12 protein-coding genes and 1 pseudogene are annotated in these 13,090 nt (G+C 66.6%); 5 read left to right on the plus strand and 8 right to left on the minus strand.

All coding sequences use genetic code 11. The features are described 5' to 3' along the window. Positions 1 to 9: 9 nt before the first annotated feature. Positions 10 to 972 (minus strand): NADPH:quinone oxidoreductase family protein, encoded by a 963-nt coding sequence (locus ACH107_RS04160; RefSeq protein ID WP_412504758.1) that lies wholly within the window; start codon positions 970 to 972, stop codon positions 10 to 12. Between the two features lie 271 nt (positions 973 to 1,243). Between ACH107_RS04160 and ACH107_RS04165 the strand changes: the two genes are divergently transcribed. The 3 genes from ACH107_RS04165 to ACH107_RS04175 all read left to right on the plus strand — a co-directional run bounded on the left by ACH107_RS04165 (position 1,244) and on the right by ACH107_RS04175 (position 3,136). Further along, a complete protein-coding gene (locus tag ACH107_RS04165; protein WP_412504759.1) occupies positions 1,244 to 1,618 on the plus strand; it encodes a helix-turn-helix domain-containing protein in 375 nt (124 codons plus the stop codon). 56 nt (positions 1,619 to 1,674) lie between these two features. After that, the gene (hisN, locus tag ACH107_RS04170) at positions 1,675 to 2,469 is read left to right on the plus strand and encodes a histidinol-phosphatase (RefSeq protein ID WP_412504760.1); all 795 of its coding nucleotides are present in this window, start codon (positions 1,675 to 1,677) and stop codon (positions 2,467 to 2,469) included. Between the two features lie 157 nt (positions 2,470 to 2,626). Next, positions 2,627 to 3,136, plus strand: a complete 510-nt coding sequence (locus ACH107_RS04175) for a CAP domain-containing protein (RefSeq protein ID WP_412504761.1) — start codon at positions 2,627 to 2,629, stop codon at positions 3,134 to 3,136. 31 nt (positions 3,137 to 3,167) lie between these two features. On the opposite strand, the gene guaD is transcribed toward ACH107_RS04175, so the two are convergent. Further along, positions 3,168 to 4,463 (minus strand): guanine deaminase, encoded by a 1,296-nt coding sequence (gene guaD, locus ACH107_RS04180; protein WP_412504762.1) that lies wholly within the window; start codon positions 4,461 to 4,463, stop codon positions 3,168 to 3,170. Positions 4,464 to 4,598: 135 nt separating this feature from the next. Here guaD and mgtE point away from each other — a divergent pair, with 135 nt between their 5' ends. Both mgtE and ACH107_RS04190 read left to right on the plus strand, forming a co-directional pair. Further along, a complete protein-coding gene (mgtE, locus tag ACH107_RS04185) occupies positions 4,599 to 5,996 on the plus strand; it encodes a magnesium transporter (protein WP_412504763.1) in 1,398 nt (465 codons plus the stop codon). Continuing rightward, positions 5,993 to 6,553 carry a 5-formyltetrahydrofolate cyclo-ligase gene (locus tag ACH107_RS04190; RefSeq protein ID WP_412504764.1) on the plus strand — a complete coding sequence of 187 codons (561 nt, stop codon included), beginning with the start codon at positions 5,993 to 5,995 and terminating at the stop codon, positions 6,551 to 6,553. The genes mgtE and ACH107_RS04190 overlap by 4 nt, the downstream gene beginning before the upstream one ends. A 42-nt stretch (positions 6,554 to 6,595) precedes the next feature. Here the strand turns inward: ACH107_RS04190 and ACH107_RS04195 are convergent, their stop codons facing one another. The 6 genes and pseudogenes from ACH107_RS04195 to ACH107_RS04220 all read right to left on the minus strand — a co-directional run bounded on the left by ACH107_RS04195 (position 6,596) and on the right by ACH107_RS04220 (position 12,879). After that, on the minus strand, positions 6,596 to 7,225 hold the full coding sequence (locus ACH107_RS04195) for a DnaJ domain-containing protein (RefSeq protein WP_412504765.1): 630 nt from the start codon (positions 7,223 to 7,225) through the stop codon (positions 6,596 to 6,598). A 175-nt stretch (positions 7,226 to 7,400) separates the two neighbouring features. Then, a complete protein-coding gene (locus tag ACH107_RS04200) occupies positions 7,401 to 7,805 on the minus strand; it encodes a DUF4177 domain-containing protein (RefSeq protein ID WP_412504766.1) in 405 nt (134 codons plus the stop codon). 85 nt (positions 7,806 to 7,890) lie between these two features. Next, positions 7,891 to 8,928, minus strand: coding sequence for a YeeE/YedE family protein (locus ACH107_RS04205; protein WP_412504767.1), 1,038 nt, complete (start codon positions 8,926 to 8,928; stop codon positions 7,891 to 7,893). 219 nt (positions 8,929 to 9,147) lie between these two features. Next, positions 9,148 to 10,074, minus strand: coding sequence for an ABC transporter permease (locus tag ACH107_RS04210; protein ID WP_412504768.1), 927 nt, complete (start codon positions 10,072 to 10,074; stop codon positions 9,148 to 9,150). Continuing rightward, positions 10,067 to 11,074 carry an ABC transporter permease gene (locus ACH107_RS04215; protein ID WP_412504769.1) on the minus strand — a complete coding sequence of 336 codons (1,008 nt, stop codon included), beginning with the start codon at positions 11,072 to 11,074 and terminating at the stop codon, positions 10,067 to 10,069. Before ACH107_RS04215 ends, ACH107_RS04210 begins: the two co-directional genes overlap by 8 nt. Positions 11,075 to 11,175: 101 nt before the next feature. Then, positions 11,176 to 12,879: pseudogene (locus ACH107_RS04220) on the minus strand (peptide ABC transporter substrate-binding protein). Positions 12,880 to 13,090: the final 211 nt, after the last annotated feature.

Raw genomic sequence — 13,090 nt, forward strand, 5'->3', positions numbered from 1 at the left:
TGGCGGGCGTCAGCGCGGCGTGACAACGACCTTGCCGGTTGATTTCCGCCGGCGCAGCAGGTCGAGCGCCGAATCGGCCTCGGACAGGGGCAGGACGGTGCTGACATGCGGGTGCAACCGGCCTTGCGCGTACCAGTCCAGCAGGCGCGCCATGCTGTCGGTGATGACCTCGGGGCGGAACTTCAGGTAGCCGCCCCAATAAAGGCCCAGCACGCTGAGATTCTTGACCAGAAGGTAATTGGCCGGGATCTGCGGCACGTCGCCGCTGGCAAAGCCGATCGGGATCAGCCGCGCCTCGGGGTTGCAGGTGCGCATGGCGGCCCTGAACTGGTCACCGCCCACCGGGTCGTAGACCACGTCGACCCCGCCGAGCGCCTTGCACACGGCGCGGATGTCGTCGGATTCGGCGTCGAGCAGGTGATCGGCGCCGGCCGCTTCGGCGGCGGCGAGCTTCCCGCGGCCGCGCGCGCAGGCGATGACCCGGGCGCCCATCAGCTTGCCGATCTCGACCGCCGTCAGCCCGACGCCGCCGGCCGCCCCCAGCACGAGCAGCGTCTCGCCCGGTTGCAGGCGCGCCCGATGATCGAGCGCAACGTGGCTTGTGCCATAGGCGATCTGGAAGGCCGCGGCGTCGGTGAAGCTCATGGTTTCGGGCAGGGGGACGGCGCGGTCGGCCGGAAAACACCCCGCCTCGGCCAGCCCGCCCTGACCGGCAAAGACGGCGACGCGGCTGCCGGGGGCGGGGCCGTCGGTGCCGGGGCCGAGCGCCTCGACCACGCCGGCCACCTCCATCCCGAGGGTGAAGGGCGGTTCGGGCGTATCCTGGTAGCGGCCCTCCACCATCAGCAGGTCGGCGAAGTTCAGGCCGCAGGCATGTATCGCCAGCTTGAGTTCCCCGGCCGCGGGGGCGGGGCAGGCGATATCGGCCAGGTGCGGGACATGCCCGGCGGCAGGTAGCTGGTAAGCGCGCATGGAAGACCTCGCCACGTCGGAAGGGACGCCGCCGAGGTAGGCAAAACGCGCGCGGCCTGTCAATCGGCGCGGCCCGGCCTCGCGCGAGGATTGAACCGGGTTTCACCATGGCACGTTTTTGACGAGCGAAATTGCTTGTATTTTACCGCCAGACTGCTAAGATTTAAATGCGTCGCCGGCAGCCGTGACGTTTGTGTATCGCAGTCGATTTCAACTGCACGGTTGTGTGTGTTATCTGCCGAAGCAGGCGAAAAGTAGAAAGGGTTGGAGTATGGTGCACCCCGTGGATGTGCATGTTGGCAAGCGGATTCGCCACCGCCGCTGGTTGGTAGGAATGACGCAACAGCAGCTTGCAGAAAACGTTGGTATTAAATTTCAGCAAATTCAGAAATACGAGACAGGGGCCAACAGGGTCAGCGCGTCGCGGCTCTGGGACATCGCCGACGCGCTCGATGTGGACGTGAGCTTCTTCTTCGCGGGCATCGACGATGGTGGGAAGGAACCGCAGGAAGATGTTGCGGACATGCCGGCGGACCTGCTGGGCAACAAGGAAGCGCTGGAACTGGTGCGATCCTATTATGCCATCCCTGAAAACCAGCGTCGGCGTCTCTTCGATCTGGCCCGGGTGCTCAGCGACGTGGCTTGAGCCCCGGTCCGAACCGGTCTAATCACGCGGCCAAAGTGATTTCACGGGGCCGCGAAATGGACAGGGCAGAGATTGTCGAAACGGCGCACGCGCTGGCGGAGTCCGCGCGCAACGCGATTTTGCCGCATTTCCGCACGGACGGGATGCGCGCGGACAACAAGGAAGCGGGAAGCCATTTCGACCCCGTTACTGAAGCTGATCGCGCCGCCGAACGTGCCATGCGTGACATGCTTGCAACCCGGCGCCCGGATGACGCGATCCTTGGCGAGGAATTCGGCCACCGCGCGGGCACGAGCGGCCTGACTTGGGTACTGGACCCGATTGACGGCACCCGGTCGTTCATGTCCGGCGCGCCGACTTGGGGGGTCCTCATCGCGCTGTCGGATGCCGACGGCCCGGTATACGGCCTCATCGACCAGCCCTATATCGGCGAGCGTTTCGAAGGCGGGTTCGGTCGCGCCGCGCTGGCCGGGCCGCACGGCGACCGCGCCCTTGAAACCCTCGGCGATCGTCCACTGGACGAGGCCGTTGTTTTCACCACCTATCCGAACCTCGGTAGCCCGGCAGAGACCGCCGCCTTCGACAGCGTCGCGGCGGCCGCGCGGCTGACGCGGTACGGCATGGATTGCTATGCCTACGCGTTACTGGCGGCGGGGCAGATCGACCTCGTGATCGAGGCGGGGCTGAAACCGTACGACATCCACGCGCCCATCGCGGTGATCGAGGCCGCGGGCGGGATCGTGACCGACTGGCGCGGCGGTCCCGCACATGGCGGCGGCCGCGTGATCGCCGCGGCCGGGGCGCAGCAGCACGCCGCGGCGCTGGAAATTCTCGCCGCCTGTCCTGGTTGAGGAGATACTTCAATATGGGGATGCAAGGCGTTGAAATATAACCGTATTGATTGCGGTGAGCCTTCACCGGAAATATCCGTCATGCGGGGCGCCGTGTCGGGTTTAGCCGTCCGGCTCACGGCGGCGCGCGCGGGCAGTCAGCACCGGGATGATTGACATGAAAAACATCGTCATGGCCGCCATCGCGGTTTTCAGCCTGTCGGGATGTCTTTTTGTCGTGCCCGTCCCGCCCGGCGTCCTGTCCGGGCAGGATGCGTCGGCGGTGCCCATGCGCGCCGCCCCGGCCGGCTCGGCGGCGGCGCGGATCGGGACCCTCGTTAACCGGGAGCGTCGCGCGCGCGGAATCGACCCGCTGTCGCACAACCGCCTGCTGGACGGTGTGGCCGCGCGCCACGCCGCTGACATGGCGCGCAACGGGCTGACGGGGCATGTCGGATCGGACGGGCGCAGCGCGCATGACCGTCTGAAACGCGCGGGCTATGGGCCGTGCAGGTCGGGCGAAAACGTGGCGAGCGGTTTCGAGGCGCCCGAGCGTGTCGTTCGCGAATGGATGGCATCGCCGGGGCACCGGCGCATCAACCTGAAACGCGACGCGCTGGAATACGGGGTTGGCCATGCACCCGCCGGCGACCGTTGGGTCCTGCTGGTGGCGGCACCCGGGTGCTGACGGGCAGCGAAAAAGGCCTTCATTCAATATCTTACGCGGGAAAAGTCACCTCGGACCCGCCGATCCAGACCGCGCGGACGGCGCGGTCATCGCCCATCATGATCGTCGGGAAAAGCGCCTGCCAGATATCGTCGGCCCGGGCCGCGCGCTGCGCGATGGCCGGGGTCGCGGCGAGGTCCAGCGCGATCAGGTCGGCTTCCATTCCCGGGGCGACATTGCCGATCAGATGGTCCATGTGCAGCGCCTGCGCCCCGCCCGTCGTGGCCAGCCAGTAGAGCTGCGCCGGGTGCAGCGGGGTCCCGCTGAGCTGGCCGATTTCATAGGCCGCGGCCATTGTCCTGAGCATCGAGAAGGAGGATCCGCCGCCGGTATCGGTGGCCAGCGCGACGCGCTGCCCCTCGGCCTGCCGTGCGCCCATGTCGAACAGCCCCGAGCCGATGAAGGTATTGGATGTCGGGCAGTGGACCAGCGCCGCGCCGGTTTCGCGCAGCCTGTCGCGTTCGCGTGGCTCAAGATGGATGGCGTGGCCATACAGCCCGCGCGCGCCCAGAAGCCCGTGCGATTCGTAGACGTCGAGATAGTCACGCGCGGCCGGGAACAATGATTTCACCCAGTCGATTTCCTCGACCTGTTCGCTCAGGTGGGTCTGCATCAGGCAATCGGGATGCTCGGCCCAGAGCTGGCCGAGCGCGTCGAGCTGGGCCGGCGTCGAGGTCGGCGCGAACCGGGGCGTGATGACATAGGCCAGCCTGTCCACCCCGTGCCAGCCCGCGATGAGGCGCTTGCCGTCGTCATAGGCCGACTGCGCGGTGTCCAGCAGGCCGGCGGGCGCGTTGCGATCCATGCTGTTCTTGCCCGCCAGCGCGCGGAGGCCGCGGTGGCGGGCCTCGGTAAAGAACGCCCCGACGCTTTCGGGATGGATGGTGCAGAAACTGGCGACGGTGGTGGTGCCCGCGGCCAGCGTCAGGTCGAAATAACGCGCGGCGATCCGCGCCGCGTGGGCCGGATCGGCGAATCGCGTCTCCTCGGGGAAGGTATAGGTTTCCAGCCAGTCGATGAGGCGCTTGCCCCAGCTGGCGATGATGGCTGTCTGCGGGTAATGTGCGTGCGCATCGATGAACCCGGCCGTTACCAGCGCATCCCCCATGTCACGGATCGGGGCATGCGGGGCCAGTCGCCGCATTTCGGCGCGCTCACCCGTCGCCGCGACCCGGCCGTCGCGCAGCAGGACGGCCCCGTCAAGCCGCGCGGCGCTGTCCGGCGGGCCGTCGAACGGCGAGCGGGTGAAACGCAGAACGCGCCCGGTGATGATCGTTTCGTCTGTCATCTGCTTTTCCGATGGTCGCGGCACAGGGTAGAGGGTCGCGACGACGGGGTAAATCGCGTCATGTGCATTGTCTTTGGCCGGGGGGTTGATTACTGCTGAGATCCGTAGCGATCCGGCGGCGAGAAGGGGGTTGAGATGTCCGACACCGATGACGACACCACGTCCCCGGATCCCGAACGCGAGGATGATGCCTACGCGCTGGATCGCCAAGCGGTGGCGCGTATCATCTACGCGGTCGATACCGACGATCATGCGCTGCTCATGGACGAGATGGCGCCGTTGCACGCCGCCGATATCGCGGACCTGCTGGAACAGGTCAACGCCTTCGACCGCCGCCGCCTGATCGAGCTTTACGGCAAGGATTTCGACGGGGACATCCTGTCGGAGCTTGACGAGGGCCTGCGCGAGGAGGTGATCGGCCTGCTGCACCCCGAGGTTCTGGCCGACGCCGTGCGCGACCTGGAATCGGATGATGTCGTCGATCTGGTCGAGGATCTGGACGACCCGCAACAGGAGGCCATCCTCGGCATCCTGGAAGACAGTGACAGGGTCGCCGTCCAGCAATCGCTGACCTACCCGGAATATTCGGCCGGGCGCCTGATGCAGCGCGAGGTGGTGATGGCGCCGGAGCACTGGAACGTGGGCGAGGCGATCGACTACCTGCGCAATCAGGACGACCTGCCGGGGCAGTTCTATCATGTCGTGCTGGTCGATCCCCGGCTGCGGCCCGTGGGGAACGTCACGCTGGGCAAGCTGATGGGATCGCGCCGCGAGGTGCTCCTGGAATCGCTGGTCGAGGATACGTTTCACGTCATTCCCGTTACGCAGGACGAGGGCGACGTGGCCTATGCCTTCAACCAGTATCACCTGATCTCGGCGCCCGTGGTGGACGAGAACGAGCGGCTGGTCGGGATCATCACCATTGACGACGCCATGGGCGTGCTGGACGAGGAGCACGAGGAGGACATCCTGAGGCTGGCCGGTGTGAGCGAGGAAGGCAGCCTTGCCGACCGGGTGATCGACACGGCCAAGCGCCGGTTCCCGTGGCTGGCGGTCAACCTTGTCACGGCGATCCTCGCGTCGCTGGTCATCGCGCAGTTCGAGGACGCGATCGCGCAGCTTGTCGCGCTGGCCGTGCTGATGCCGATCGTGGCCTCGATGGGTGGCAACGCGGGCACGCAATCGCTGACCGTGGCGGTGCGCGCGCTGGCCACGCGGGACCTGACGGGATCGAACATGTGGCGGTTCATCCGTCGCGAGGTTGCTGTCGGCTTGCTCAACGGCCTCGTTTTCGCGGTGACGATGGGGGTGGTCGGCGTGCTGTGGTTCGGTGGGCCGGAACTGGGATACGTGATCGCTGCCGCAATGGTGATCAATCTTGTCGTGGCCGGCTTGGCGGGCACGGTGATTCCCGTGCTACTGGATCGTATCGGGATTGACCCGGCGCTCGCGTCGGGCGCTTTCGTGACGACGGTGACGGACGTGGTGGGCTTCTTCGCCTTCCTCGGCCTTGCAGTGGTGGTGTTGCTATGACGGATCTCGCGGATGTGAAGGCGGCGGCGCGCAAGGCGGCATTCGCACGCCGCAAGCAGGCGCACGAGGCGCAGCGCGGGCCGGCGGCGGGCCACCTGTCGGCTGTGCTTGCGGGCTACAAGGGGGTCCCGTTGTCGGGCTTCCTGCCAATCCGGACCGAGATCGACCCGCGCCCCGCGATGGCCGAGGCGGCCGCGCATGGCCCTGTGGGCGTGCCGGTCATCCAGGGCAAGGGGCAGCCGCTGAAGTTCGCGCGCTGGACGCCGGACTGCGCCCTGCAGGACGGTCCGTTCGGTGCGCAGGTCCCCGAAACGCTTGATTATTTCGACCCCGAGATCCTGATCGTTCCGCTTGTCGCGTTTGACAGGCGCGGGGGCCGGCTGGGATATGGCGGCGGTTTCTATGACCGGACGCTGGAAATGCTCAGGGGCCGGCGGCCGACACTGGCCATCGGTTTCGCCTATGCCGCGCAGGAGGACCGGAACCTGCCGCTGGAGCCCACGGACCAGCCGCTGGACATGGTCGTGACCGAGGCGGGCGTGATCGAGCCGGGCTGACCGGGGCCCCGCGTGGCGGTGTGCCGCGGGGGATGCCGGGGGTTACCTGAAGTTGCGGCTTTCCTTGATCTGGTCCCAGGCCCAGACGACTTCCTGCAATTGCTCTTCCTGCGAGCGGTCGCCGCCGTTCATGTCAGGATGCAGGACCTTGATGAGTTTCTTGTAGGCCTTGCGCACCTCGGCCTTCGACCAGTGGTCCTTGGCCTCCAATATCTCGACGGCCCGACGCTCGGTCGGGGGCAGGCGGCGCGTATGGCCGTTATTCGACGATTTGCCCGGGTTCTGGGTGGCGTTCTCGCCCAGAACCTGGTGCGGATCCTCGATCCCCAGCCGTGCCCATGCACGCGTTTCGGGGTCCACGAAGCTCTTGGTTTCGCGCTGCCACACCTTGTCCTTCGACATCTGGGCGTTCATTTCCGCCTCGGTCGTGCCGTCGAAGAAGTTCCATTTCAGGTTGTACTCGCGCACGTGGTCCCTGCAGAACCAGTAGTAATCATCGAGCACGTCGGGTGCCTTGGGCGCGCGGTACTTGCCCGGCTGGTTGCAGCCGTCCTTCTCGCAGACGCGGGTCGAGGTTTCGGACGCCCCCGACATCCCGCGTCGGCCGCGGGGTTTTTTCTTTTTCGCCGATGAAACGGACATATCGAAACCGAACGGATCTGATTTGGACATGGGACACCCTCTGCGACTCGGAGACGTAAGTTTAGGCTAAAAAGCCATGAATTGAAGGGGGCGCTTCATAAAAATTGGCGCGGGGCCGCCGCGGCAACGCGCATTGCAGGTGCACCCTTTTTGCGCACGACCTGCCGCAGTTAGCGGTCAAATCAGCCCTTTCAACCGCGCGCGGTCAGCCGCGCGGACCGGGCGGATCGTTGGTAGTGTCCTCGTCCGAAGATGGCGCCGCCCTCGTTTCGGTGGCGTTGGCCGCATCGGCCGGCGCCGGGGGCTCGTCGGTTCCCTCCGCGGGCGTCCCGGGGGCCGCCGTGGCGGTTGGTGCCGCATCCGCTGGCCCCGGCCCGCCGGCCGGACGCCGGAACACGAGCACGCTGCGGTACACGGTATGCGTCGATGCCAGCCCCTGCCGTTCCTCGCTGGGCAGGATGTCGGCGCGCAGGTATTCCCAGCCATCGCGGGCCATCTCGTTCATGACCTCCTGCAGGCCGTGCGCGAACCGCGCTTCCGCGCCCTTGACACCGGGGGCCTTTCGCCCCTTGGCGGGCGCGGGGATGACCTTGTATTCGAATGCCGCCATGATTGCCCCTGTGCCTGACATGCTGACCGCCGGGCACCCTAACGCGTCGGCCCGGCAGTGCAAGGCGCATTCGGCGGCTTCGACGCTACTCCGCCGGCGTCAGCCGTGGCTGCGCCGCGCCCGCCCGAAGCAGCCGGTCAGTCATGAGCGCGCCGGCGCCCATCGCCACAAGGGCAAGGATCGCGGCCAGCGACAGGGTCGGTACACCGGACAACCCCGCGCCCACGGTGCAGCCGCCCGCCAGCACGCCGCCCGTGCCCATCAGCACCGCGCCGGCAAGGTAACGGCCCGTCTGGCCGGGGGTTTCGAAACTCTGCCAGCGGAAGCGCCGCGTCAGGGCCGCGGCCACGAAGGAGCCGCCGATAACACCGCCGACAAGCCCGACGCCGAAGCCGGGGGTCAACGCCGTGGCGGCCAGCGTGTAGAAGATCGCATCGGTTGCCGGCCGGGTGAAGGATAGCGATTCCATCGCGATCGGGTCGAAATCGTCGTAGAGCACGAAACCGGTACCCGCCCAGCCAAGCGGCACCAGCAGGCCGATCAGGCCCGCCATGACCAGCGTTCCGGCCCGGTTGCCCGAGCGCAGCGCGAAAACAAGCGCGGGGCCACCGATCAGAGCGGCCCAGAGCAGCGGGGCGCCGGGCAGGGCCGGGTCGAGCGGTACGGTAACGGCGCCGACCGCGCTGCGCAGCGGTGCCAGCACGCCCTTCATCATGGCATGGGCGGTGATGGCAAAGACGATCAGGACAAGCACGGCGCGCAGATTGCCCGCGCCGCTCAGCACCGTCAGCCGCGAGATGCAGCCCCGCGTCAGCACCATCCCGGCCCCGAACATCAGCCCGCCCAGCACGATGGCGAGCAGCGGCATGGCGCCTGTCATGAACCGGTGATCGGCAAAGGTGATCCAGCCCTGCGCGACGGCGGCCTGCGTGCCGGCCACGGCCACGGCCAGCGCCATCAGCCAGACACCGGCGGCCTGTCGCCGGTCCTCGCCGACCAAGGCGCGGCGCAGGCAGAAGCGGGTGATCTGCGCGAGCGCGCCGAAAACCAGCCCGAGGCCAAGCGCGAACCAGAGCGCCGCCTGCGGCGCGGTGAGCGTGTCGAATCCGAATGTCGCGAACATCTTTCGCATCCCCCGATATTGGAACGCGGTTCATCTGGCGGGGAATTTTCTGTCAATCAAGTATCTGACTTTGTGAATATCAGGTCCGTCGAGGAACAAAATTCCGGCCGGTGCCGGTTTGCGTATTCGGTGTTCCGCGCAGGCGGCCGCGTGCGCGGCCAGTGGACCATCGCGGCCGGGCGCGACGGTCCGGGGTTCTTTTTGGCGCGGCTCACGTCGTCAGCGGCCCCGGATGCGCGGATCGAGCGCATCGCGCAACCCGTCGCCGAGGTAATTCACGCTCAGGACCGTGAGCGAGATCGCGAGCCCCGGCCAGAACACCCGTTCGGGGTAATCCTGCAGGTATTGCGTGGCATCGTTGAGCAGCCGGCCCCATGTGGGGAAATCCGGCGGGAAGCCGAGCCCGAGAAAGCTCAGCGCGGATTCCGTGATGATCGCGTTGGCAATGCCGAGCGTGGCCGACACGAGGATCGGCGAAAGCACGTTGGGCAGGATGTGGCGCGAGATCAGGTTGAAATTGGTCGTCCCGATGGACCGCGCCGCGAGGATGAATTCCCGCTCCTTGAGCGCCAGAACGTCCCCGCGCACGATCCGCGCGGTGGGCATCCAGCTTGTCACGCCGATGGCCACGACGATCAGGATGAAGATCCCGGTTTCCGGCCCGAAGGCCGCGTTCAGCGGTTCGCGGAACAGCAGCACCATGACCAGCAGCAATGGCAGAAGGGGCAGGGACAGGAACAGGTCGGTGAGCCGCATCAGCGGCCCGTCGAACCATCTGAAAAATCCGGCGACGACCCCGATGAACGACCCCAGCACCAGCGCCAGCAGCATCGCCGTCAGCCCGACCGCGATCGAGGTCTGCCCGCCGGCCATCATGCGGGCCAGCGTGTCACGGCCCAGCTGGTCGGTGCCGAAGGGATGCACCAGCGTCGGCCCCTGGTTGCGGGCGCGGATGTCGATATAGGTCGGGTCGATCTGCCACAGGACCGGCCCGATGAACACGGTCGCGACGATCAGCACGAAGATCAGGCCGCCGATCAGCGCGCCGCGGTGCTGCCGGAACTGCAGCCAGACCTCGCGCAGCTGGCTGCGCGGCGGGGCTGTCGGGGTCGGCTCGGTCAAGGGCTCGGTCAGCGGGTCAGTCATAGCGGATCCTCGGGTCGAGAAGGCCGTAGAGCAGATCGGCCACGATGTTGAACAGCACGATGAGAACGGCCAGCATGAAGGTCACGGTCTGCACCATCGGCAGGTCTTTGGCCTGGATGGCGGTGATCAGCAGCTGGCCCAGCCCGTTCACCTTGAAGATCTGCTCGGTGATGATGGCGCCGCCGAAGATGTGCGGCACGCCGAGCGCGATGACCGTGACGACCGGGATCATGGAATTGCGCAGCACGTGCACCATCACGACCACGCTTTCCGACAGCCCCTTGGCACGGGCGGTGCGAACGTAATCCTGGTTGAGGTTGTCGAGCATCGAGGCCCGCATGAACCGGCTGATCTGCGCCGTCGTCTGCAAGGCCAGCACCATCACCGGCATGACCATCTGTCGAAGCTGGGTGACGAAGGTGTCCCAGTCCACGACCTCCAGCGTGGTGTCGTAGATGGAGGGCAGCCAGCCCAGCTGCACCGAGAAGATGACGATCACCAGCACGCCCGAGAAAAAGGGCGGGACGGAATAGCCGACCATCGTCACGAAGGTGCCGACCTGGTCGAATACGGAATATTGCCGGTAGGCGGAATAGATGCCGATCGGCAGCGCGATGAAGATGCCCACGACATAGGACATCGCCACCACCCACGGCGTCTGCGGCATGCGTTGCGCGACGATATCCATCACGGGCGACCGTGTCTGCCAGCTGATGACCCGGCTTTCGCCCGCGGCCAGCGTGGTGCCCAGCATGCCGTCGATGAAATGCATCGGCTCGACCACCATGAACTGCCAGATCCACTTGCCGAACCGCACATGCGTCGGTTCGCCGAGGCCGAGCGCCTCGCGCATCTGTTGCTTGACGTCGGGTGGCACGGTCAGCGGGACCTGCGCCATCGGATCGCCCGGCGCCAGTTCGAGCAGCAGGAAGATGACGAGGCTGATGAACAGCAGCGTGGGGATGGCCGTGATCAGCCGGCGGATCGTGAAGGTCAGCATGCGCGGGATCCGATATTTGGCAGGGGCGCCGGGGGCGGGCAAACCGCCCGCCCGGCGGTCAGGCCGGGCGGGCGCCGTATCGGTGCGGGGTCAGGCCCGGGTCAGCCGTCCTTGCGGTACCAGTCGGCGACGTTCCACAGTTCGGTATCCCAGACGTTGAGAGTGACACCGCCGAGCGAATTGGACTTCGCCGACAGGCGGCCACGGTGGACCAGCGGGATGATCGCGACTTCCTCGATCAGGATATCGTTGAGCTGCCTGGCGGTCCGCGCGCGTTCCTCGATGCCGGCGGTCTTGCGCAGCTCGGCATGCAGGGCGTCGTATTCCTCGTTGCAGAAGCGCGTGACGTTCTCGCCCTGCCACTGCGTTTCCGGCCGCGGGGCCTTGTCGCACAGGTAGTTGCCCAGATAGGCCTGCGGGTCCGTACCGGGGAAGAGGTTGGCGTACATCTCGACATCGGCATAGAACTTCTGGAAGGTGTCCGGGCTGCCCGGATCGCCGCCGAAGAAGACCGAGGCGTCAATGTTGCGCAGTTCCGTCTCGACGCCGATCTCGCTCCACCATTGCTTGATGAGCGCCTGGAAATCCTGCCGGACCGCGTTGGTCGAGGTCTGGTAGAGCAGGCTCAGCTCCACCCCGTCCTTGTCGCGGATACCGTTGCCGTTGCTGTGCACCCAGCCGGCCTCGTCAAGCAGGGCGCGCGCGCCGTCGAGGTCCTGCGTCGAGCAGTCGAACGTGTCGGAATCGAACGCTTCGGGCGCGGGCACGAGGTTGCAGGTGACCTGCCCGGCCTGCCCGTAGCCGATCTCGACCAGCAGGGGCCGGTCGATGGCGAGGCTCAGCGCCTTGCGCACCGCCTTGTCCTTGAGGACGGGATGCGGCTTGACCACCGCGCGTTCCTCGGGCGGCAGGCCGGAATCCGGGTTGGTGAAGTTGACCATGATGCGCTCCACCAGCGTGCCGAAGCCCGAGATCGGCTCACCCGTGCCGCCCTTGGCCATCTCCTCGATCACCTCGGGGGCCAGTTGCAGGTTCCAGGCGTAGTCGTATTCGCCCGTTTCCATCACCGCGCGCGCCGCCGACGTGGCATCGCCGCCGCCCTTGAAGGTGACGGTGGCGAAGGCCGGCTTGTCAGGGTCGCGATAGTTCTCGTTCGCGGCGAAGCGGATCACGTCGTTCGGCCGGAAATCGGTTACGACGAAGGGCCCGGTGCCCACCGGGTTGAAGTTCTGCTCGGTGCATTCAGGGGCGCGCGCGCCGGTTCAATCGGCGAACTGCGCCTTCTGGATGATCGGGCTCTCGGCGCCGACGAAGGGCAGGTAGGGGACGGGCGTGGGGCTGTCGAAATTCACCACGACGGTTTGCGCGTCCGGGGTCTCGACGCTTTCGACGCCCTCGAACTTGGTGACCTGCGCGCAGCCCATGTCGGGGTTCATGCAATACTCGGCGGTGAACTGCACGTCGGCCGACGTGAAGGGCGTGCCGTCGGACCACGTGATGTCGTCACGCAGCGTCCACGTGATCGAGGTGAGGTCCTCGGCCACGCCGCCATTCTCGACCGTCGGGATTTCCTCGACCAGCCACGGGACCATCTGGCCCGTTTTGTCATACCGCGCCAGCGGTTCGATCACGAGGCTGGACGCTTGCACATCCTTGGTGCCGCCCGACAGGAACGGGTTGAGGATCGACGGCGCCTGCCAGTAGATGATCTTGACGTCGCCGTCACTCGCGCGCTCGGCAAGTGCGGCGGCTGATGAACAGGCAAGCGCCGCGGCTGCCCCCAGCATCAGTGCTTTGGTTTTCATGAAAATTCGGGTTCCTCAGTTGTTGGACACCACCCGTTTGAGAAGATGGCCTTCGGGCTCTGACGGCCCGTTGCCCGGACACGTCCGGTTGACCGGTTTCCCGGCCCGGCGTTGTCCTTGCACGGATCATGACAGACCGGATCATTGCAAAATGCAACCCCTGACTTGGCGGCGGGGCGCGCGGCGGGCCCTCGGCGGGCGGCGGGGTTTG

It is taken from the genome of Roseovarius halophilus (ex Wu et al. 2025) (genome assembly GCF_047086965.1).